Raw genomic sequence first — 22,993 nt, 5'->3', positions numbered from 1 at the left:
TTAATTTTAAAATCTATGTTTCTATGCGGTAAATATTATTTTATGATATACATAAGGCATTACTAATTATTTATCTAGATACTAATCCTGCCGAATTACCATCTAGCATATTTTCAACTTCTTTTAACGTAACCAAGTTATAATCCCCTGCAATGGTATGTTTTAAACAACAAGCTGCAACTGCAAAATCTAATGCTCTTTGGTTATTATTTGGGTATTCCAGCAATCCGTAAATTAATCCTCCCATAAAGGCATCTCCGCTCCCAACACGATCAACTACAGGTGTTACTTCTTGCACTGCAGCTTTATAAATTGCTTTTCCATCAAATAAAACACCTCCAATTCTTTGGTGAGATGCACTTACTGAATAACGTAACGTAGTTGCTACCGTTTTTAAATTTGGGATCAATTCGAATAACTTGCTGTACAAAACAGGAAGCGATTTTTCGTCTTGATAATTAGGGTTTGCTTTAGGGATTCCGAGCATGAAATACGCTGTATCTATATCTCCTAAAATAACATTACTGTATTGTAACATCTCTGGCATAACGTCACTTGGAGCTTTGCCATATTGCCATAATTTTGATCTATAATTCAAATCGCATGAAATCGGGATTCCCATTTTATGAGCTATTTTAATAGCTTCGAAACAAGCTTCGGCGGCACTTTGTGAAATCGCTGGAGTAATTCCGCTCCAATGAAACCAATTGGCACCTTCTAATACTTTTTCCCAATCGATTAATCCTTTTTCAATAGTTGCCATCGAGCTATGTGCGCGGTCATAAACGACATTACTTCCACGTGTTCCAGCTCCAGTTTCCAGAAAATAAATTCCTAAACGTTCTCCTCCATAAATTACATTTTGGGAAACCACGTTCATTTTTCGCATTTCTTTTACTGCCGAAGCACCGATTTCATTTTCGGGTAATCTGGTAATAAACTCAGCATTTAAACCATAATTAGCCAAAGACACACAAACATTAAATTCGCCTCCGCCATAATTCGATCCAAATGTTTTAGCTTGAGAAAAACGGAGATGTCTCTCTGTCGAAAGACGCAACATAATTTCACCGAATGCAACTACTTTATTCATATTATTTTATTTACCATTAAGATAGTTTAACCGCAAAGAGCGCAAAGATTTACGCAAAGTCCGCAAAGTTCTTAACCATTAAGAGATTAAGAAAAATTAAGATTTAGCCTTGTAACCGTTTTTTTTTGCCACAGATTAAAAAAATCTGCCAAATCTGCTAAATCTGCGTGAAACTTTTTTTCGCCACTGATTAAAATGATTCTAAAACTTTGCGCTCTTTGCGGTTAACTAACCTTTAAAATTTAAAATATTCTTTTGCGTTATTATAAGAGATATCCTGAACCATTTTACCAATCCATTCCATATCATTAGGAAGTTCTCCACGTTTTATTTCATCTCCTAAAAGATTACAAAGAATACGTCGGAAATACTCATGTCTTGGAAACGATAAAAAGCTTCTCGAATCGGTTAACATACCTACGAAGCAACTAATTAATCCCATGTTCGAAAGCGCGTTTAGTTGTTTGGTCATTCCGTCTTTTTGATCCAAAAACCACCATCCTGATCCAAACTGCACTTTACCTCTGATGCTACCATCATTAAAATTTCCTATCATCGTTGCCATAACTTCATTATCAGCAGGATTTAGGTTGTAAATGATTGTTTTAGTCAATTTATCTTTACTATCTAATGCATTTAAAAATGACGATAGTTTTTGTGCTTGCGGATAATCTCCTATAGAATCCCAACCGGTGTCAGGTCCTAAAATTCGGTGCATTCTTGCATTATTATTTCGTAATGCTCCTAAGTGAAATTGTTGTACCCAACCAAATTCATGATAAGTTTCAGACAGGAATAATAACACAGCACTTTGAAATTTTAAGGCTTCATCGGGCGTAATTATTTGGTTTTCTCTTTTCTTTTTGAAAATGGAATTGATTTCACTTTCTGTAAAATTCTCAAAGTAAATTTGATCGAGTCCATGATCACTAAGTTTGCAGCCATTTTGAGAAAAATATTCAATTCTGTTTTTTAATGCATTGCATAAATCAGTATAAGAACTAATTGTAATACCAGCAACTTCTCCCAGAATATCAATATATTGATTGTATCCATCATTAGAAATTAAGATCGCTTTATCAGGTCTAAAAGCCGTACTCATCTTTGTTCCTATTGGATTCTTAGCTAATTTTTGATGGTACTCTAAATTATCAATTGGATCTTCGGTTGTACAAACTACTTCTGCATTTACTTTTTTAAGCAAATTTTGTGTGCTATATGCATCCGAATTTATTTTCTCCGAAGTTTCGATATATATTCTCTCTGCTGATTTCTCGTTCAATAAATCATAAATATCAAAATAGCGAGCCAATTCCAGATGTGTCCAATGGTACAAAGGGTTACGCATCGTGTACGGAACTGTTTTCGCCCAGTTTAAAAATTTATCTTTATCAGAACCGTTTCCAGTTATAAATTGCTCATTAATACCCAATGTACGCATAGCACGCCATTTATAATGATCCCCATTTATCCAAACCTGAGTCGTGTTTTCAAAAATTTTATTCTCAGCAATGAATTGTGGATTCAAATGATTGTGATAATCTATTATCGGTTGATTCTTTGAGTAATTATGATATAATTCTTCAGCAAATTTATTTTCGAGTAAAAAGTTATCGTTTATAAAAGGTTGAGTAGCGCTCATGTTAGTAATTTAAAAAGTGATTATTCGTTTGATGGTTTACCAATTGTGGCTAAGATTCCACCATCAACATATATGATTTGACCGTTTACAAATCGACTAGCTTCAGAAGCCAAGAAAACTGCCGTTCCAGCTAAATCTTCCGGATCTCCCCAACGTCCCGCAGGCGTTCGGCTTATAATAAATTCATTAAATGGATTTCCGTCTACGCGAATAGGTTCTGTTTGCGAAGTAGCAAAATAACCCGGCCCGATTCCGTTAACCTGAATGTTATGTTTTGCCCATTCGGTTGCTAAGTTTTTGGTAAGCATTTTTAAACCACCTTTTGCAGCAGCATAAGCAGAAACACTATTTCGACCTAACTCGCTCATCATCGAACAGATATTGATAATTTTACCTTCGTTGCGCTCAATCATTTTTCGTCCCACTAATTGCGACATGATAAAAGCGCCTACCAAATCTACATCTATAACACGACGAAAATCTTCGATTAGCATGCTTACAGCAGGTTCTCTCTTGATAATTCCTGCATTGTTTACCAGAATATGAATTGGTCCTTGATTCTTTTCGATTGCTTCGATTTGTTCGGCTGCAATTTTTTCATCAGTTACATCAAAAATATATCCTGATGCTTTGTATCCTTTGCTTTTGTAATACGCAAGGGCTTCTTCTAATTTGCTTGGCGTTGTACTACTAATTACTAATTCGGCTCCAGCTTGCGCCAAACCTTCGGCCATAGCCATACCAAGACCATGTGTACCTCCCGTTATTAGCGCTCTTTTATTGGTTAAATCAAATAATTTCATAATGCTTTATTTTAGTTCGTTTGGTGCAACGATATCCATATCTCCGTAATCCAAATTTTCTCCCGCCATTCCCCATATAAAAGAATAGTTAGACGTTCCTGCACCAGAGTGAATAGACCATTCTGGCGATAAAACTGCTTGGTGATTTTGCATAAAAATGTGACGCGTATTTTGTGGTTCTCCAAGGAAATGACAAATGGTTTGTGGTGCTTCTAAATCAAAATAGAAATAGGCTTCCATTCTTCTGTCATGAGTATGTGCTGGCATCGTATTCCATACGTTACCTGGTAATAGCTCCGTTAATCCCATCTGTAACTGACAAGTTTGAACGATACTATTTACTATTAGTTTATTTAAAACTCTACGATTAGCTGTCCTTTCTTCTCCTAACTGAATTACTTCGGCATTTTCTTTGCCTACTTTTTTATTTGGGAATTTAGCATGAGCCGGAGCCGAATTGATATAAAACAAAGCTTGTTCTCCATTAGCGCTTGCAAACAAAACTTCTTTACAACCCTGACCTACATACAAAGCTTCTTTTTTATCTAATTCAAAAACTTCTCCATCGACTGTAACAGTCCCTTTTCCTCCAACATTTATAATTCCTAACTCTCTTCTGTCCAGAAAATTTTCTGATTTTAAATATGGAATTGTTTCTAATTTCAATACTTTCCCAACTGGCATAATTCCTCCAACAATATATCTGTCATACATTGTGTATATCAGTTGTATTTCATTTTCAACAAATAATTTCTCAATTAAAAACTGAGCTCTTAATTCGTCAGTACCATACTTTTTAAAATCTGTTGGGTTTGTTGCGTATCTAAATTCAAAGTTTGTCATAATTTCTATTTAAAAATGTAATCGATTACAAAAATACATAATATATTCTAATTACTTATAATCTGTTGAACGTAATTTTTTAATTTTTTGTTCTCTACCACATAGAATCATAGATCTTATAGGCAAGTAAAGAAAACTCAAAAAAGAAATACATTACTTTTACATAGCTATCTCTGTATTTTTTAAATAAGTAAAACGCCTTATTTTAGAATACTAAGTCTATATTTCTATGAGTTGAAAAATTAAACATAAAAGATTATAAATCAGTGATTGGTGCGTATTTTGGCACTAAAAGTTTCATAACCGACCATCCTGTTAAGTAACAAATTGCACAAATGGAGAAAATGATAAAATAGCCAGCTTCAATTCCTTGAAACCCCATAAAAGACATATTAGTTTCTTTACTATAATCAAATAATAAACCTGATCCTTTATTAATCATTGTCGAGCCAATACCACCAGCCAAGCCACCAATTCCTGTTATAGTTGCAATTGCTTTTTTAGGAAACATATCGCCCACTGTAGTAAATATATTAGCTGACCAAGATTGATGAGCTGCACCCGAAATACCAATTATAATTACTGGCAACCAATAACTTATATGTCCCAAAGGCTGTGCTATTAAGGCTAATAACGGAAAGAATGCAAAAATTAGCATCGCTTTCATTCTTCCTTCATAAGGGTTCATTCCTTTTTTCTCAACAAAATAAGTTGGCAGCCAACCGCCAATGATTGATAATAAAGTAATCATGTACAAAACAAATAATGGCAAAGCAGCTTCTGTAGAATCCATTCCGTAAACAGAACTCAAATAAGCAGGAGTCCAAAATAAGAAAAACCACCAAACTCCATCGGTCATAAATTTACCAAAAGCAAAAGCCCAAGTTTGTTTATATTTAAAACAATCGATAAAAGAAACTTTGGTAGTTGTTTCTGGTACATATCCTACTAGCTTACTATCAGCAATATCATCTTGTTGTATGTATTCTAATTCAGCAGCACAAACTTTTCGATGTTTCTCTGGCTTATCATACATAAAAACCCAAAATCCCATCCAAACAAAACCTAAAGCTCCTATAATGATAAAGGCCATTTCCCATCCAAAAGACTTTGCAATAAACGGAATTGATATTGGAGCTGCCAATGCACCAACAGTAGCACCTGCATTAAATATACTGGTAGAAAATGCTCTGTCTTTTTTAGGAAAATATTCGGCAGTTGTTTTAATAGCTGCAGGAAAATTACCAGCCTCACCTACTGCCAAAATAAAACGAGCAAAAATGAATAATGTAACACTCACATTAATTACAATTCCTGTGTCATTAATTGTACTTATAATTTCTTTAGATTCTTCAAAACCTACAAACCAATGTCCTGTTATTATTCCTGAAGTCGCAATACCACAAAACGCGTGTAAACAAGCTCCCAAAGACCAAATTCCAATAGCCCAAAGAAATCCTTTTTTAGTATCTAACCAATCTACAAATCTTCCAGCAAACAATAAAGAAACTGCATAAAAAATCGAAAACAAGGCTGTAATATTACCATAATCATTATTAGTCCAATGAAACTCAGGAGCAATGTAATCACTCCATGTTAAGGATAGAACCTGTCTATCTAAATAGTTAATGGTTGTAGCAAAAAATAACAATGCACATATTCTCCAGCGATACTTTCCAGCAGATTTAGTGGTTTGATTCATGGTATTGGTTAATTATGGGTAGTTAAAATTAATTCTCTTTATTCTCTCGAAAAAACTCAAAATTTTAAACACAAATAAAATTTATGTAATCGATTGCACAAATATAGTTTTTAATCCTAACTTTGCAAATAAATTAAATATATTTTTAAAAAAACTAATTAAATAAACATATAGCGTAAAAAAAATAATATATAAGTACGCATTAACCAATATATTTGTTAAATGGAGTTTTGCTAAATAACTTTAAAATGGAGCATGCAAAATACTATAAATATCAAAAGAAGTTATATGTATTTAGGGCTTAAAAAAATAAAATAAACGCATAGAAACATAGATTTGGATACATCAAAAAGACGATTACAGAAAATCTTATTTTTTTCAAATTGCTATGAGGTCTATTTTAAGTGAAACATCTAATTATTGATAAAAAAACTATGTTTCTATGTGTTAAAAATTGTGTTTTATTATACTTAACGTTAATATCATTAAATTCTATAAAATGAAAAACTACAAAAACTACATTCCTTTTATTCTCCTCCTTTTAACCTTGAAAATAGGCACTCCAATATATGGGCAGAATAAAATTATTCCGCTTTGGACTACTGCTATTCCTAATGCAATAAATAATGCTAGTTATACAGAAAAAGAAGTTATTAAAGATGGAATCGTAACAAGTATTAGTCAAGTTACAATTCCAACTTTAAGCATATTCTTGCCTCATGAAACCAAATCTAACGGAACATCTGTACTAATTTTTCCTGGTGGTGGATATTCGCATCTATCAATAGAAAAAGAAGGCATGAAGGTTGCAAAATGGCTCAACACCTTAGGAATTACAGCATTTGTTTTAAAATATAGATTGCCAAGTGACTTAATAATGGAGGATAAAACTATTGGACCATTGCAGGATGCACAAGAAGCAATTCGATTTATAAGAAAAAATGCTTCTCAATGGAATTTAGATAGCAATAAAATTGGTGTCATGGGATTTTCTGCAGGAGGGCATTTGGCTTCGGCTTTGGCAACTCATTACAATGATATTGCTTATAAAACTGATTATTCAATTAGTGCACGCCCGAGTTTTTCAATTTTAATTTATCCAGTAATAGGCATGACCAATATAGTTACTCATAAAGGATCGCAGACAAACTTATTAGGTATAAATCCTTCTCAGGAATTAATAGATAAATTCTCAAATGAAAAAAAAGTTACACCTGATACTCCCGCAGCTTTTCTTGTGCATGCAACAGATGATATGGTTGTTCCTTCAGAAAATAGCATCAATTACTATTTGGCTCTTAAAAACAATAAAGTTTCTGCCGAATTGCATTTATACGAAAAAGGCGGCCATGGCTTTGGATTAGGTGTAAAAGACACTAGTCAGTTTTGGACAAAAGATTGCGTAGAATGGCTAAAAGCTAATAGCTATTTGTAAGGAAATGAAATATTTGAGAATCTAGATTGTGAACTGAAACTGATTATTGAGAGTATAGCCTATATTTGAAACTAAAAAACTTATTATCAACAACCTGTTGTACATATTTACACCTATTACGTATTTTTAGAATGTAATTCATTTGTAAATTTAAAAACTGTTGAGCTTAATTATTTTCAACACTTAGAGACATAGATCTTAAACTCTTAAAAAGGTGTTTCACTTATTTAAAATGTATCCCGAAGCTTCGGGACTAGCTACATAAAAGAAATGCATTTCTTTTGTGTATTCTTTTTTGCACATAAAATCTATATCTCTATGTGTTAGATAAACATTTATGCCCCGAACGAAGTGAATAGACATCGTAATTACATACACAAAATAAAAAACAACAAAATGTTCTTATGAACCTAAGAACCTCTTTTACTTCCCGAATAATTCTCTTTTAGAATAATCTCAAGCGGAATATAATGAGTCTTTACTACTGGTTCTTTAAGTATCATTTTTTTATACAAATAATTAATTCCTAAATACCCTTGCTCTTCTGGTCTTTGATTGATCAAAAATTCAATTGCACCACGATTTAAGTACTCAATATTCTCTTTCGATAAATCATATCCAATAATACGAACATCTTTAATATTGTTTTCTTCTAAAAACCGGGCTACAATATAAGCTCGGGAATTGGGTACATAAACACTATCAATACCTGAAAAAACAGCTATATTTAATTCATTTATTCCAGAATCTTTGATTGTAACTTCCGAGAATTTAAAATTCGTAAACGCAACATGATCTCTAAAAAAGGAATAAAATCCATCGATGCGCTGCAAATAAGCTGATGTACTATCTATTTCCCTCGTAATTTTAAAAATTAATACTTTAGTTTCAGTTTTTGCAGCAAGACTAATAAGTCTTCCTGCTAAATACCCGCTCTGAAAAGCATCCTGGCCAATATAAGCGTGCTCATGATTACTTACAATATTAGTATCAATCATAACAACCGGAATATCTTTCTTTTTATATTCGTTAAGAAAATGAACTGATTCTTTGTAGAAAATTGGTGCAAATAGTAATCCATCACATTCAAAATTCATTACTTTTTTAAGGTGCTTTTTAAATGAGGTTGTATTAAAATCATAAAAAAAATAATCTAAGACAACTCCAAATTTACCAAATTCGATAGCTGCTTTTTCAATCCCTGCTATTTGACTTTTCCAATATTCAAGATTTTCATACTTAGGCATGAACACAGCAAAATGGAATTTTCTATTCAATGCAAGATTACTCGCCAGAATATTTCTTTTATAACCATACTCCTCAATTATAGCATTTACTTTATTTACATTATCTTGGCTAACTTGTCCTCGATTATGGATTATCCTATCAACTGTTCCTGTAGAAACATTGGCTAATTCTGCTATTTTTTTTATTGTTATAATACTAATTGTCTTTAAGTTAAAAAAATTATATGACTGCAAAATTATTATTATTTAATGAAGATATCATGATTTATTTGACTTTTTATATACTTTTGTAATGACCCCGTGTACGAACACGTGTAATTACAGATATATCAAAAAAATTAATATCATTTGATAAAAATAGTACTAAGACATTCGCTACTTATTTACTCAAAAAAAAGATACGGAGGAGCCAAACGTGCTCAGTAAGCTATAAAAAACTCAATTAAGCCTAAAATAAAAACCAAAATAAAATGATAATAGACTCATTAAATAACGCTGCAAAATATTACAATTTACATCCTAATTTTAAAAAAGCATTTGACTACATATACGAAAATGATATAAATAACCTTACTGAAGGAACACATGAAATCTCAGAAGGATTGAAAGCAATAGTTATAGTAGGTGAAGGAACTTCAAAAGAAAAAAGCATCAAAGGTTTTGAATGTCATGACAAAAATATAGATATACAAATCTCAATAAAAGGCCCAGAAACTTTTGCATGGAAACCAAGAGAAAAATGCAGTAGTCCAAACGGAGATTATAGTGATGAAAAAGATGTACGTTTTTTTCATGATGCCCCAGATATGTTTTTTCAATTACAGGAAAAGCAGTTTGCAATTTTATTTCCAGAAGATGTTCACGCTGCAATGATTGGTGATGGACTAATAAAAAAAATAGTATTTAAAGTAAAAATATAAAGTTATGAATAACATTCAAAATGCAATAGATACAATAGCTAAGCAAGGAATTCTTCCGCTTTATTTTCATACCGATGAAACCATTAGCTTAGAAATTCTGAGAGCACTTTACAGAGCAGGAATAAAAGCTGTAGAATATACCAATAGAGGTCCTGAAGCAGTATTAAATTTCAGGAAAATGGTTGCTATTAGAGATTTAGAATTGCCCGGAATGTTATTAGGAATTGGAACAATAAAGAACATCGAACAAGCTAAGGAATATTATGCGGCAAAAGCTGATTTTTTTATAAGTCCGGGTTTCGTTCCCGAAGTTTCAGATTTTATACAAGGTCAGGGAATACTGTATAGTCCAGGTTGCATGACACCGACAGAAATTATAACTGCAGAAAATGCTGGAATTAAATTCATTAAACTTTTCCCTGGAAATATATTAAGTCCTGAATTTCTGAGTAGTATTAAAGATATTTTTCCGTCGCTAAATTTCATGACAACAGGTGGTGTTGATACAACGCATACCAGTATTAAAAGTTGGTTTTCTGCAGGAGTTATTGCTGTTGGAATGGGAAGCAAACTCATTAGTAAAAAACGTATGGATGAAGCAGATTATAATGTTATTGAAAATGAAACTAGGAAAGTTCTGGAAATAGTTCAAACCATAAAAAAGCAATCATAAATAATATGGAATCAATTTTTAACTTAAATGGAAAAATTGCTTTAATAACAGGTGGTGCAGGTGTATTGGGAAGTAATTTTGCTAAGGTTTTGGCTAAACAAGGTGTTACAACAGGAATTGTATCACAATCAATTGAAAAAGCGAATAAAATTGTAGAAAAAATACAAAATAATGGAGGACAAGCTTTTGCAATACAAGCAAATGTGTTAAAAAAAGAAGACCTTGAAAAAGCCCGAGATTTTATTATCACTAAATACGGCCGGCTGGACATCCTTATAAATGCAGCAGGCGGAAATATGCCTGGAGCAACTATAAGTCCAGATCAGGCAATATATAATATGAATGTAGATGATTTACAAAAAGTAATAGATTTAAATATAATTGGTACCATCTTGCCATCTCAGGTATTTTCGGAACTTTTTGCAAAACAAAAAACAGGAAACATTATCAACATTTCATCAGCATCAGCACAAAGACCATTAACAAGAGTTGTTGGCTATTCGGCATCAAAAGCAGCTATTGATAATTTTACGCAATGGATGGCGGTAGAACTGGCTACAAAATATGGAGAAGGAATACGTGTAAATGCCATTTCACCAGGTTTTTTTATTGGCGAACAAAACAAAGCATTATTACTAGATCCTGATGGAAAACTCACTTCAAGAGGGCAAAAGATCATCGATCAAACTCCGATGGGAAGATTTGGAACTCCCGAAGATATAAATGGAGCACTCTTGTTTTTATGCAGTGATATGTCAAAATTTGTTACAGGAACAATTGTTAAAGTCGATGGCGGATTTGCAGCATCAAGCATTTAAAAAAAGAATAATGTGATTTCTCTAAGATATTTCTCTTACTTTGTGTAAACTATTAAAATAATTACAATTATGAAAAACCCTTATCTACTATTAATCATCTTATTAACAGCTATTTCTGTAAATGCGCAAGATGTTAATTTCGCTCCCTTGGATACTAGCCCAGTAGACATTAGCTATTTTCCACATAAAGCAGTTAAATCAAAAAAAACAGACAGTCCATCCGCAATTATTAAAGTTGTTTATTCAAGACCATCAGCAAAAGGGCGTACCGTTTTTGGAGAACTAATTCCGTTTGGCAAGGTTTGGCGTGTTGGAGCCAACGAAAATACCGAAATTAAATTCTACAAACCTGTTACAATTGGCGGTGTAAACATTCCAGCTGGAACTTATAGTTTGTTTGCAATTCCTGAAAAAGACAAATGGACTATTATCATCAATAAAGAAATAGATCTCTGGGGTGCCTACGCTTATGACGAAAGTAAAGATATTGCAAGAGTTACTGTTCCTGTTAAAGCAGTATCAAATACAATTGAAGCTTTATCAATTGCTTTTACTAATCAAGGTTCAGTAGCGAATCTATTAATTGGTTGGGATAAAACAACTGTTGAAGTTCCGATAACAATTAAATAAATAATTCAACATTAAATCAAATACTAAAGAGGCACTAATTGTAAAATTAAGTGCCTCTTTTTTATAATTATTCAATAGAAATCGATTCTGTAAACCACAATTAAACACCGAACTGAGACTGAGACTGGCAATGAGACTGCGACTGCAACTGATTACTGCAACTGAGACTGAGACTGAGTACTGAGACTGAGTACTGAGACTGCAACTGCAACTGATTACTAATTACTGCAACTGAGACTGAGTACTGAGACTGCAACTGCAACTGATTACTGATTACTGATTACTGATTACTGATTACTGATTACTGAGTACTAATTACTGCGACTGATTCCGAACATCCTTAGGATTAAGCCCAGTTTGTTTTTTTAGAAATTTATTAAAATGACTTACATCCGAAAAGCCAAATTCATTGCTTATTTCTTTCATTAAAACAGTACTATGCTTAAGACGATTTTCGATCAATTTATATTTATAATCGTCAATGTATTTTTTTATAGAACCACCCGTTTGCCGCTTAAATAAACTGCTTAAATGATTGGGTGCCATATTAAAATGAGCAGATAAAACTATCAAATTTAAATTAGCAGGTACTCGAATTTCTTTGTGAATATAATTCATAATACCTACAAGCAGACCTTCATTCAAAATCGTATTGGTTCCCAGTGATTGAAATGCATTTTTCTTGATTATCGCAAATACACTTCGTATTAAATAAAGAAGTACTTCATGAGAACCCTTCTGGCTACCTCCATCCCACTCGCTGACAATCAATTGCATCAGGTGATTTATTTTATCTAATTCCTGAAGAGAATCAACTAATTTTCCATCCAAATTACTACTTATACCAAGCAATTGATCTAAGACTTTATTCCATTCGTTTTTGGTAGTATCCGATGAAGTTCCATCGAGATAGCGGTTATTAAATTTCAAAACACTAAACTCAGTTTCTTTATCTATAATAAAAAGGTGGTAATCTGATGGACATAACAAAAAAATGCAAGGTCCTTTATACAAGACTTCGCCACCATTTAACTGATGTAATCCACTACCTGAATGAATAAAAACCAACTCAAAATGATTGTGATTATGAACCGGAAACGGCCATATTTCGGTTGTAAAATGCCGAATGAATAAAGGAGTATGCTGAATAAACCGTTCCAATGATAGTTGTTTTTTTACAAAAATACAGTTTAAATGTACAATTTTTAGTTTTAAGTGTACAATAGCTTTGCAAAAAAAGTTTATGAATAAAACTAGTTTCAAACCAGCGGTGATTCCGCTTATGGCAGTGTCAGCAGGTGTAATCGTTGCCAATATATATTACAATCAACCTATACTTCAGGCAATAGCTTTATCTCTTAAAGTTACCGAAACTCAAATTGGAAAAATTTCAATGTTATCTCAATTAGGATACGGATTAGGAATGTTCTTTTTACTTCCGCTTGGTGATAAAGTAAATCGTAAAAATCTTATTCTGTTATTGTGCGGATTACTGGTATTAACTCTGTTTTTCATCACATTGACATCTTCATTAACAGCATTATATATATTAAGTTTTTTTGTAGGCCTCTTCTCTACTCCAGCCCAAATTATCCTCCCAATGGCTGCTACTTTGGGTAAGGAAAATAGAGGTAAAAACGTAGGAGTAGTTTTTAGTGGAATATTAGTAGGGATATTAGGTGCTCGTGTTATTAGTGGTTTTATAACCGAGTTATTAGGATGGCGTTATGTCTTTGGAATATCAGGATTAATGGTACTTGCCGTTACGCTTATGCTAAAATTATACTTACCAGAAGTGCCTTCAAAATTTAAAGGCAGTTATTTTCACCTCATAAAATCAACATTAGCACTAATACCTAAATATCCCGTTTTACGACAAACAGCACTATTAGGATCCTTTACATTTGGTGTGTTTTGCTCCTTTTGGACAACACTTACCTTTCACCTTAGCAGTGCGCCTTTAAATTATCATTCAGGAATAATAGGCCTATTTGGTTTAATCGCTATTGGTGGGGCATTAGTTGCGCCTTACTTTGGTAAACTAGCAGATAAAGGCAATGTAAGACGTTCTTTAATTACTACAGTTTCAATGATAATAGGGAGTATCATACTCATAAAACTCTTCCCGTATTCTATTCCAGTTTTAATACTTAGTGTTTTCTTCTTAGATATTGGTGTACAAGCAACCCAAATTACTAATTTTACACGTATATATAGTTTACACGAAGAAGCACATAGTAGACTAAATACTATATATATGACAACCTATTTTATTGGTGCAGCAATTGGTACCTACTTTGGGCTTTTAAGTTGGAAGATAGGAAAATGGGATATGGCAACATGGCAAATGCTTTTATGGAGTAGTATTGCATTAATAATAGTGATTTTTTCAAATAAACGTAAGGCATGAAGAGTATAGCGATAATTAGTGATATACATGGTAATTTACCAGCACTAAAAGTAGTTCTGGAAGATATAAAACAAAAAAACATAGATGAAATATATTGTCTGGGCGATTTAGTCGATTTTGCTCCTTGGCACAATGAAGTTATTGAACAAATTAGAGAATTAGAAATTCCTTGTCTAATGGGTAACCATGATGAACGCGTTGCATTCGATTATGAAGTAACACCCTTACAAAAACACAATCCTGAGGAAAGAGCAGCACGCGTTAACGGAATTAATTATACCAAACAAAGCATAAAACCTGAGAACAAAGAATTCTTAAAAACTCTTCCTGCAAGGTTTTTGTTAAACTTTACGACTTCAGGAAAAGACACTAAAATATTATTGGTACACGCCAGCACGCGAAGTAATGATGAATATATCTATGAGAATCATGATCTTATAGATGTACAATCAATGCTTGCAAACGAAAAAGCTGATATTATCATTATGGGACACACACACAGACCCTATGTAAGACACGTAGAAGCTACCAAAGACTCTCCAGCTGGAATTCTAATAAATAGTGGTTCACTAGGACGATCAAGAGAAGATAATCCATTGGCAACCTACCTAATATTACATATCACTGAAGAAAAAATTATTCCAGAAATTATTAAGCTAAAATATCCGATCAACGAAGTAATCAATGCCATAGAAAAAAGTCCAATTCCAAATTTTTACGCTGAATTTTTGAAAAAGGACTTAATTGTATGATGGGTACTTAACCCGCTAAATGTTTTTAACTAACCATTATATATTAATTAAAATAAATAATTATATTGCGATATATATCAACACAATATGATGGGTTTAAAAAACAGTAGTAAGAAAACAAAGGCCGCATTTATACTGGCAATTGTAATGTTAATTATAATACTAAGTACCTTTAACACACTACGAAACGCCGAGACTACCAATGAAAACATCAATGCAATTTATAAAGATCGTTTAGTAGTTTCGACCTATATTTTTCATTATGCCAATGAATTAAACATTGTTAAGGCAAATGCTGTCAAAAACAATAATGATACAGAAAAAGCCGATGCAGTTATTACATCCATTCACAATATAAAAGCGATAAACTTATTATATCATAAAACAGTTTTAACTCCCAAAGAGAAAGAAGATTTTGGTGTTTTTATTGATATCTGTGCCAAGATAAACAAACAAGCGCAAGATAAACAATGGCAAGAAGTCGAAAAATTAGCAGATGAGGCATTAGTTACTTTAGAATCACTTTCTAAAATTCAGGTTGACGAAGCCAAACTGCAATTAGAAAACGCTAATAAAACATATAATCAATATAATATGTTGGCACAATTAGAAATTGCCTTATTAATAGTTTTAGGTATTGCAATAATTTATTTATTAATAACCAAAAGACACAAACGCGTTATCAAAATTCCAGAAGGACCTAGCTTAAATTAGTCAAAAAAACTTATTTTTTCAAATTATTAAAGCCTGTGAGTGCAAATTTTATTTTTGCTTTCACAGGCTTTCTCTATGTTTTATTACCCCTTACTTCACCTAAATTAAATATTAAATCAAAAAAAAGTGTTTCATGATTTAAATCATGAAATACAATAAACCTCAATAATATCTTTACAATGTTAAATCCCATAATTATATTTTAAATAATTATAATTTAAGATGTTATAAAAACAATTGTAGTAAAAATTACGGAATAAATTTCTTCTAAATCGAATACTGTATTTTGGAGTTGCAAAAATATGTAATATCCCCATAAAAAACATAGCAGTTATAAAATGCATATCGGTTTGGAAGTTTTTTATTCAAAATTTAATTTTCAAAAAAAGTAACTAATATAATTTTAGGTATTCTTTATATAAAATAATTTAAGGGTATCAATAAAAATAAATACATGGATAAATCATTCTTAATTTCTGAAATAAACCGATTAAAACAAGAGAAAAATGCGGTTATCCTCGCCCATTATTATCAAAAAAAAGAAATACAAGATATAGCCGATTTTGTAGGTGATAGTCTTGAATTATCAAAAAAAGCAGCTAATACTGATGCAGCTATAATCGTTTTTGCTGGAGTATATTTTATGGCAGAAACAGCCAAAATTCTCAATCCAAATAAAAAAGTGCTCTTGCCAGATCGCGAAGCAGGATGTTCCCTAGCAGACGGATGCTCTCCTCAGAATTTTAAGAAACTAAAAGAATTATTCCCAAAGCATGTTGTAGTAACCTATATCAATTCTTCGGCAGAAATAAAAGCCATGAGCGATTGGGTATGCACCTCCTCAAATGCAAAAAAAATCATAGAAGCAATACCTAAAGATCAAGAAATAATTTTTGCGCCCGATAAAAACTTAGGAATGTATCTAAAAAAAGAAACCAACCGTGATTTATTACTATGGGATGGTTCCTGCATCGTTCATGAAGCATTTTCATTAGATAAACTAATCGAAATATACAATACAAATCCAAATGCGAAAATTGTTGCACATCCAGAATCAGAAAGACATATACTGGAAACTGCACATTATATTGGTTCAACATCCGGAATGCTCAATTTCATCAAAAATGATTCAGCAACAACTTTTATTGTAGCAACCGAGGCAGGAATCCTACATCAGCTTTCAAAAGATGCACCGCAAAAAATAATTATTCCGGCTCCATCACATGAAGATAATACCTGCGCTTGCAGCGAATGTGCCTTTATGAAAGTAAATACACTAGAGAAACTTTATTTATGCCTAAAAAACGAAAGTCCAGAAATTAGTATAAATGAAGAATTAAGAATAGAGGCTATAAAGCCTATAAACAGAATGCTCAATTTATCTTAACTATCTAAATTAATCAAAATGAAGAAAGCAGATATACTAATAATTGGTTCAGGAATAGCAGGTTTATTTTTTGCCATAAAAATGGCTAAAAAACGTCCCGATTTATTTATTGCAATAATGACCAAAGAAAAAGTTCAAAACTCCAATACACAAATGGCACAAGGAGGTATTGCAGTTGTTACCGATCATATTGAGGATAGTTTTGAACAGCACATTCAAGATACCATACAATCTGGTGGAGGATTTTGTGATGAAGAAATTGTTAGAATGGTAATCAATCAAGCACCAGAGCGATTAAAAGAGCTTATCGATATTGGTGTTTCTTTTGACAAAGATAAATCAGGAACATGGAATTTGGGGTTAGAAGGCGGTCATTCGCAACATCGAATCTTACATCATAAAGATATATCGGGAGAAGAAATTGGAAAAAAACTTATAGAAACCATAAACCAACTATCAAACATTACACTATTTGAAAATCATTTAGTTATCGATATTAATACCAAAAAGAACAAAGGAAATCCATCTTGTACAGGAGCTTTTTATTGTGACAAAGTCAATAGTCAAATAAAATATATACAAGCTAAAACTATCGTATTGAGCACAGGAGGATGCGGACAGCTATTTAAGAATACTACAAATCCAGAAATTGCAACAGGAGATGGAATCGCAATAGCATCAAGAGCAGGAGCCTTAATAAAAGATATACAATACATACAATTTCATCCTACAGCACTATACGAAGGTGATAAAAATCCATTCTTTTTGGTTTCAGAAGCAGTGAGAGGTTTTGGGGCGCATATCATAAATGAAGATAAAAAGCGTTTTATATTCAAACACGATACTCGTGGCGAATTAGCAACTAGAGATATTGTTTCGCAAGCTATTAGTGAGGAGATGGAAACCTCAGGAAAGCAGCATGTTTATTTAGATTGCCGCCATTTGGATTTTGAAGAATTCTATACCCATTTCCCCTTTATCACAAATTATTGCCAAACAATTGGATTGAATCCTAAAACAGATTTAATTCCTATTGTTCCAGTAGCCCATTACCAATGTGGAGGTATAAATGTCAATAAAAACTCGGAAACAAATATAAAGAACCTCTACGCCATAGGCGAATGCTCCCGAACAGGATTGCATGGAAAAAATAGATTAGCTTCAAATTCATTATTAGAGGCTTTAGTTTTTGCGCACCAAGCTTCAAACCATATCGAAAATAGCATCGATGACGTATCTTTTTCATCAAAAAAAATTATGGCAGATTTTAGCGAACCTTTGATAAATCTGTATTCTGACAATTTTGTAGAATTAAAGAAAGAACTACAAGCATTAATGACAGTATTATACGCTAATAAAGAAGTCGATTTTCGAAAAATACTGGATAAAATGGAGTCCATGAAAATGAAAACAGTCTCATTATTATTCGAAAAACAAAAGATTACAACACAGTTAGTAGAATTTACAAATATGCTTACTGTAGCCAAAATTGTTGTTGAAAGTAATATGCAGCAATTTTTTGAAAAAAGCCCAAGTTATTAAACTACGATAAGAAAAGCCTCTTGTGAAAAATCACAAGAGGCTTTCTTCTTTATACTATATGCAGATTAATTCAGTATTTAATCAACATCCTTAAACATAGTAATCAATTTTGTAATAGAATCATCCGAATGCATCATTTCAGTAGAATCTAAAGTGATTTTTGTAATCTCCGAAGCTCTTTTACACATTTGCCTTTCATAGCCTGCGATCGCTTCCTGAACACTCGAGAAGTTATTACTCGATAGTGCTTCTGCTAATTCAAAAGCATCTTGCATTGCCATGTTTACTCCTTCACCTGCATAAGGTGGCATACGATGTGCAGCATCACCTAACATCGTGAGGTTAGACAAAGCACCCCATTGTTGATCTAGCGGAAAATGATATTGTGGACGAGGAATAAATGATACTTCATCATTCTCAAATAATTCCTGCCAAGCAGAATCCCAAGAACCAAATTCATTTTTAAACCATTTGAAAACCTGTTCTTTATTAGAGAAATCAATACCGCTATCTCGAACCCAAAATTCATCGACTTTACAACCCGTATAAAAAGAAAGTGTTCCATCTCCCTTCATACTCAGAATCAATGTTTTTTCGTCACCAAAAGCAAATACCTTTCCGCCACTTACAAGCTCAAATAACTTTGGAGTATTCTTTTCAGAATTATAAATATTTCCTTCTACGATGGTAACACCCGAATATATTGGTTTTATGGAATTTATGTGCGATCTTATTTTAGAATTGGCCCCATCAGCAGCGATTACAATATCTGCATAGGCAGTTGTGCCATTTTTGAATGTTAATTCCCATCCCTCATTTTTTGGAGCCATCGAAAAGAACTGACTATCCCAAACTACCAATTCTGGTTCTAAAGAATCTAGGAGTATATTCCGTAATGGACCACGATCTATTTCTGGGCGATTCTCTTCGTATTCATCGACAGAATGCGTATCCATTACAACATTCAGATTTTTATCAAGAATACGTAATTTACCCGCTTCAGGGCGATGATTAGCATAAAAAGCATCTATCAATCCTGCTCTGCGAAGTGCTTCTAACCCTGATTCTTCATGAAGGTCTAAAGTAGCACCTTGAACTCTTACATCTGAATTAAAATCTCTCTCATATACTTTTACTTCTGCGTCTTTAAGTTGCAAAAGCCTTGCTAGAGTTAAACCACCTGGTCCTCCTCCTACAATTGCTATTTTTTTATTTTTAATCAACATAACTCAATCCTTTAATTTTATAAGACAAAATTATTTCTTCTTGAGTGTCGATAATTGTATAAATCGGTCGTTTATATTCTTGCTCAGTTCCTTAGGAGTTACACCAGAGAATTTCTTGATGTTTTTTATAAAATGAGCCTGATCTGTAAAGTTTTGTTCAGGAAAAAGTTTTCCCTCTTTTATTTGCTCAAAGGAAGCTCGAAACCGAAGAATGGTACAATACGCCTTTAATGAAATACCAAATCTTTGGCTAAAATAACGATTGATTTGTCGGCTGTTCCAATGAACAGTTTCGGCAATTTCAGCAATCGTGATTTCACCATTAGAGTTATATATTAAATCAAACAATGTTAGCTTTCGTTCGTCAATATTATGATTCAGCATACTCAGAAACTTAGAAAAAAGCAGATTGTAAAATCCTTCAAAATTTTCAAAATCCCGAATTGTAATCCCAAAATAATCTGAAGGTAAATTATAGGCCGTATCTATCAAAACTGGGAATTTATCTTTAAAAAGATATTCGATAGCCAGTAATTTAAAACTAACCGCAAACATGGAAGTCTTTGCCGCAAGCACCGCCCGAGAAGGTTCGGAATCAACGCCTAAAAGTGTAATATCATCTCTGTCTTCAAAAGAAAATATAAGATCAATCCTCCCATCTGGCAGAATCACTATTTGTTTTTCCTGATCAGAAACGTTCGAAAGCATCCAAAAACTTTCGACATAATTAGACAAAGGAAAACTAGGTTTCATTTCCCGATAGTCTATATCATGTATTTCTTGATTGTTTTTATTCAAAAAATTGAAAAGATTAAATGTTTTTTATACCATTAAGACAATAAGAAAATTTAAGTTTTCTCTTTAATTTTTTTTACCATTAAGAGATTAAGAAAATGAAGTTTTATCCTTAATGAAACTTAATGCCTTAATGGTTAATTTTTTTACTACAGATTTAAATTTGAGCCTTCACAGCCGCAGCCTTCTCTTTTGATTTAACCAGTTTATTAACTCTCCAAACAAAAAATACAGAACAAAGAGTTACCACCGAGATTACATATCCCAGAATATCATAATTTTCTAATGGAGCTGTTTTGCTTTCCTGGTGCACGATAAATCCAGCACAAACAGCGGCAATACCACCTGCAATTTGTTGCATCGAAGAAGTAATCGACATATAAGCACCACGATCTTTCATCTCAGGAATTCCAGTATTAAGAGTTGTTGCAGGAACCATACGACTCATAATCCCCATAAACATAATCATAGTAAGTCCAACAATTTGCCATAGCGGAACAGCTCCAAGATTAGTATAAATTAATATCATGATTATAGAGAGAATTGACCCTGCAGTAAACAACCAAAACTTACTAACCTTGTCACTTAATTTTCCAATAATAGGCATTATAAAAAGAACCGAAAGTCCAGTATAGAAAAAGACCATTGGCAAATCTAATTGGCTGATTTTAATATTATTTACTAAGAAAGAACTACCAAACGGCTGTAACATAAAACCACCTATAGATAAGAATGCAATTGCCGCAAAACCAACCTGATAGTTTTTATTACTTAAAGTATGCCATAAATGTAAAAAAGGATTCTTATCCGACTGTAATTTAAGGTGTTCTGTAACTGGTTTCATCATGATTACAATTGTAACAAGTATAAGAACTCCTAATCCTGCAATCATTAAAAAAGACGAATGCCAGCCCCAATGGTTTGCAAAATAAAGCCCTAGTGGAATCCCTAAAATTTGACTTGAAGCAAATGCCATTTGGATAAATCCCATCACACGACCACGCTGATGAATTACAAATAAATCGGTTACGATTGCCAAAGAAACTGATCCAATTACACCTCCAAAAAGACCTGTTACAATTCTGGCAGAAAGTAACAATGCATAATTAGTAGCCAAAGCACAACAAACTGTACCGATAATAAATCCTGTGTAAAAGAAAATAAGCAGTTTTTTTCGATCAAACTTATCTGCGAAACCAGCAGCAAGCAATCCAGAAATACCTGCACTAAATGCATAAGCTGAAACGGTAAATCCAAAATTTGCGGTAGTCATATCTAGATTTTTCATTAGGATATCCCCAAGTGGAGAAAGAACCATAAAATCGAGAATTACGGTAAATTGTAAAAATGCCAATAAGACAATAATGTATTTTTGATAAGAAGAAAATGGAGGGATTTCTAATTTTGTTTTTTCCATTTGGATGATTGTATTTTTTATTAATTTAATTCTTGACATTCATGCCCAAGATCATTTATAATATTGATTATTGTTTTAGCAGTAAGGGATTCCGAAACAATGCGCAGCACATAATCAACATCATCGGTATCAACACTCCATTGCAGAATATCTGCGTGATTGTTTAGTGTTTTAGTCACCTCACAATCGGTACATAGTTGTTCTATGTTAGTTTTAAAAATATAGATTTTATCTAAATCTGTTTCCATAGTATTATTTTATGGTTTTAACGCTTTTATAGCAGCCTCAAAGGCTTCTTTCATCATGTCTTGAGTAAGCTTAAATGGCTTTCCTCCCATGCTTTTTCCTTCATTATGAAAATTAAGTAACGTATATAAAGGTCCGTATGCAATGCTCCAAAAAACTTCAAATTGCATTGGCACTAGTTCCTTATTATGCAATGAATTTTCAATAAATTGTTTCATGATTATCCTAAAATCAGAGAATTTGGTTGTAGAGTTTAATATATCCTCAGCATGTGGGGATTGCTTAATTACTTCAAAGAATGCAACCTTCTTTGGATACTTAAATGTAAATGCAGCTCGATTTTGCCATTGTATCCATAAACCTTTCTCAAATGGCATATCTGGCGAAAAATTCTCTATGGTGGATGTAAAGAATTCTATCGCAATTTCTGCCCCAATTTTTTTAATCAAATCATCCTTGTCTTTATAATAAATATAGAGAGTCGCTACAGAAATATTACAAGCTTTTGCTAACTTATTCATACTAAAGCCCTGAAAGCCATCCTGAACAATTAACTCAATCGCATTTATAACAACTAACTTCTCTTTATCTATATCTCTTACTCTCATGTTTGGAAATTTTTAGCAAATATAAAACATTAAATGAATGAACGCTCTTTTATTAATTATTTTTTTTAATCTAGAAGCAGAATTAGCCGC

General features: G+C 32.6%; 22 protein-coding genes. 10 read left to right on the top strand and 12 right to left on the bottom strand.

Annotation, left to right across the window (positions count from 1 at the left end; genetic code table 11):
* Nucleotides 1–70: 70 nt before the first annotated feature.
* From OIU80_RS12680 to OIU80_RS12660, 5 genes are all read right to left on the bottom strand, one after another.
* Nucleotides 71–1,093, bottom strand: coding sequence for a sugar kinase (locus tag OIU80_RS12680; RefSeq protein ID WP_264287376.1), 1,023 nt, complete (start codon nucleotides 1,091–1,093; stop codon nucleotides 71–73).
* Between the two features lie 235 nt (nucleotides 1,094–1,328).
* A complete protein-coding gene (uxaC, locus tag OIU80_RS12675) occupies nucleotides 1,329–2,735 on the bottom strand; it encodes a glucuronate isomerase (RefSeq protein WP_264287375.1) in 1,407 nt (468 codons plus the stop codon).
* A 20-nt stretch (nucleotides 2,736–2,755) separates the two neighbouring features.
* Nucleotides 2,756–3,538 (bottom strand): gluconate 5-dehydrogenase, encoded by a 783-nt coding sequence (locus OIU80_RS12670; protein WP_129538714.1) that lies wholly within the window; start codon nucleotides 3,536–3,538, stop codon nucleotides 2,756–2,758.
* A 6-nt stretch (nucleotides 3,539–3,544) separates the two neighbouring features.
* On the bottom strand, nucleotides 3,545–4,381 hold the full coding sequence (kduI, locus tag OIU80_RS12665) for a 5-dehydro-4-deoxy-D-glucuronate isomerase (protein ID WP_264287374.1): 837 nt from the start codon (nucleotides 4,379–4,381) through the stop codon (nucleotides 3,545–3,547).
* A 256-nt stretch (nucleotides 4,382–4,637) separates the two neighbouring features.
* Complete coding sequence (locus tag OIU80_RS12660; protein WP_264287373.1) at nucleotides 4,638–6,083, bottom strand: MFS transporter; 1,446 nt, start codon at nucleotides 6,081–6,083, stop codon at nucleotides 4,638–4,640.
* Between the two features lie 499 nt (nucleotides 6,084–6,582).
* Here OIU80_RS12660 and OIU80_RS12655 point away from each other — a divergent pair, with 499 nt between their 5' ends.
* Entirely contained in the window at nucleotides 6,583–7,518 is a 936-nt protein-coding gene (locus OIU80_RS12655; protein ID WP_264287372.1) for an alpha/beta hydrolase, read from the top strand.
* Nucleotides 7,519–7,928: 410 nt separating this feature from the next.
* Here OIU80_RS12655 and OIU80_RS12650 read toward each other — a convergent pair whose 3' ends face one another.
* Nucleotides 7,929–8,999, bottom strand: coding sequence for a LacI family DNA-binding transcriptional regulator (locus OIU80_RS12650; protein WP_264287371.1), 1,071 nt, complete (start codon nucleotides 8,997–8,999; stop codon nucleotides 7,929–7,931).
* Nucleotides 9,000–9,235: 236 nt separating this feature from the next.
* On the opposite strand from OIU80_RS12650, the gene OIU80_RS12645 reads away from it, so the two are divergent.
* From OIU80_RS12645 to OIU80_RS12630, 4 genes are all read left to right on the top strand, one after another.
* Nucleotides 9,236–9,685, top strand: coding sequence for a YhcH/YjgK/YiaL family protein (locus OIU80_RS12645; RefSeq protein WP_264287370.1), 450 nt, complete (start codon nucleotides 9,236–9,238; stop codon nucleotides 9,683–9,685).
* 4 nt (nucleotides 9,686–9,689) lie between these two features.
* Nucleotides 9,690–10,358 (top strand): beta/alpha barrel domain-containing protein, encoded by a 669-nt coding sequence (locus tag OIU80_RS12640; protein ID WP_264287369.1) that lies wholly within the window; start codon nucleotides 9,690–9,692, stop codon nucleotides 10,356–10,358.
* Between the two features lie 5 nt (nucleotides 10,359–10,363).
* The gene (locus OIU80_RS12635) at nucleotides 10,364–11,176 is read left to right on the top strand and encodes an SDR family oxidoreductase (RefSeq protein ID WP_264287368.1); all 813 of its coding nucleotides are present in this window, start codon (nucleotides 10,364–10,366) and stop codon (nucleotides 11,174–11,176) included.
* 69 nt (nucleotides 11,177–11,245) lie between these two features.
* Complete coding sequence (locus OIU80_RS12630; RefSeq protein WP_264287367.1) at nucleotides 11,246–11,806, top strand: DUF2911 domain-containing protein; 561 nt, start codon at nucleotides 11,246–11,248, stop codon at nucleotides 11,804–11,806.
* Nucleotides 11,807–12,121: 315 nt separating this feature from the next.
* Here OIU80_RS12630 and OIU80_RS12625 read toward each other — a convergent pair whose 3' ends face one another.
* On the bottom strand, nucleotides 12,122–12,967 hold the full coding sequence (locus OIU80_RS12625; protein ID WP_264287366.1) for an AraC family transcriptional regulator: 846 nt from the start codon (nucleotides 12,965–12,967) through the stop codon (nucleotides 12,122–12,124).
* An 82-nt stretch (nucleotides 12,968–13,049) separates the two neighbouring features.
* On the opposite strand from OIU80_RS12625, the gene OIU80_RS12620 reads away from it, so the two are divergent.
* From OIU80_RS12620 to nadB, 5 genes are all read left to right on the top strand, one after another.
* Complete coding sequence (locus OIU80_RS12620) at nucleotides 13,050–14,216, top strand: MFS transporter (RefSeq protein WP_264287365.1); 1,167 nt, start codon at nucleotides 13,050–13,052, stop codon at nucleotides 14,214–14,216.
* Nucleotides 14,213–14,968 (top strand): metallophosphoesterase family protein, encoded by a 756-nt coding sequence (locus tag OIU80_RS12615; protein WP_264287364.1) that lies wholly within the window; start codon nucleotides 14,213–14,215, stop codon nucleotides 14,966–14,968. The genes OIU80_RS12620 and OIU80_RS12615 overlap by 4 nt, the downstream gene beginning before the upstream one ends.
* A gap of 87 nt (nucleotides 14,969–15,055) precedes the next feature.
* Nucleotides 15,056–15,682, top strand: a complete 627-nt coding sequence (locus tag OIU80_RS12610; protein WP_264287363.1) for an MCP four helix bundle domain-containing protein — start codon at nucleotides 15,056–15,058, stop codon at nucleotides 15,680–15,682.
* A gap of 454 nt (nucleotides 15,683–16,136) precedes the next feature.
* Nucleotides 16,137–17,069, top strand: coding sequence for a quinolinate synthase NadA (nadA, locus tag OIU80_RS12605; RefSeq protein WP_264287362.1), 933 nt, complete (start codon nucleotides 16,137–16,139; stop codon nucleotides 17,067–17,069).
* Nucleotides 17,070–17,087: 18 nt separating this feature from the next.
* Nucleotides 17,088–18,611: an L-aspartate oxidase gene (nadB, locus tag OIU80_RS12600; RefSeq protein WP_264287361.1), complete on the top strand. Its 1,524-nt coding sequence runs from the start codon at nucleotides 17,088–17,090 to the stop codon at nucleotides 18,609–18,611.
* 77 nt (nucleotides 18,612–18,688) lie between these two features.
* Here the strand turns inward: nadB and OIU80_RS12595 are convergent, their stop codons facing one another.
* From OIU80_RS12595 to OIU80_RS12575, 5 genes are all read right to left on the bottom strand, one after another.
* Complete coding sequence (locus OIU80_RS12595; RefSeq protein WP_264287360.1) at nucleotides 18,689–19,837, bottom strand: FAD-dependent oxidoreductase; 1,149 nt, start codon at nucleotides 19,835–19,837, stop codon at nucleotides 18,689–18,691.
* Nucleotides 19,838–19,867: 30 nt separating this feature from the next.
* Nucleotides 19,868–20,635, bottom strand: coding sequence for a helix-turn-helix domain-containing protein (locus OIU80_RS12590; RefSeq protein ID WP_264287359.1), 768 nt, complete (start codon nucleotides 20,633–20,635; stop codon nucleotides 19,868–19,870).
* Between the two features lie 154 nt (nucleotides 20,636–20,789).
* Nucleotides 20,790–22,049: an MFS transporter gene (locus OIU80_RS12585; protein WP_264287358.1), complete on the bottom strand. Its 1,260-nt coding sequence runs from the start codon at nucleotides 22,047–22,049 to the stop codon at nucleotides 20,790–20,792.
* A 20-nt stretch (nucleotides 22,050–22,069) separates the two neighbouring features.
* Nucleotides 22,070–22,297 carry a hypothetical protein gene (locus OIU80_RS12580; RefSeq protein WP_264287357.1) on the bottom strand — a complete coding sequence of 76 codons (228 nt, stop codon included), beginning with the start codon at nucleotides 22,295–22,297 and terminating at the stop codon, nucleotides 22,070–22,072.
* A gap of 9 nt (nucleotides 22,298–22,306) precedes the next feature.
* Nucleotides 22,307–22,903: a TetR/AcrR family transcriptional regulator gene (locus OIU80_RS12575; RefSeq protein ID WP_264287356.1), complete on the bottom strand. Its 597-nt coding sequence runs from the start codon at nucleotides 22,901–22,903 to the stop codon at nucleotides 22,307–22,309.
* Nucleotides 22,904–22,993 lie beyond the last annotated feature (90 nt).

Origin of the sequence: Flavobacterium frigoritolerans (genome assembly GCF_025847275.1) — a bacterium.
In the GTDB taxonomy this organism is placed as follows: domain Bacteria; phylum Bacteroidota; class Bacteroidia; order Flavobacteriales; family Flavobacteriaceae; genus Flavobacterium; species Flavobacterium frigoritolerans.
The sequence above is the reverse complement of the archived record's forward strand: the minus strand, read 5'-3'. Positions and strand labels throughout refer to the sequence as shown.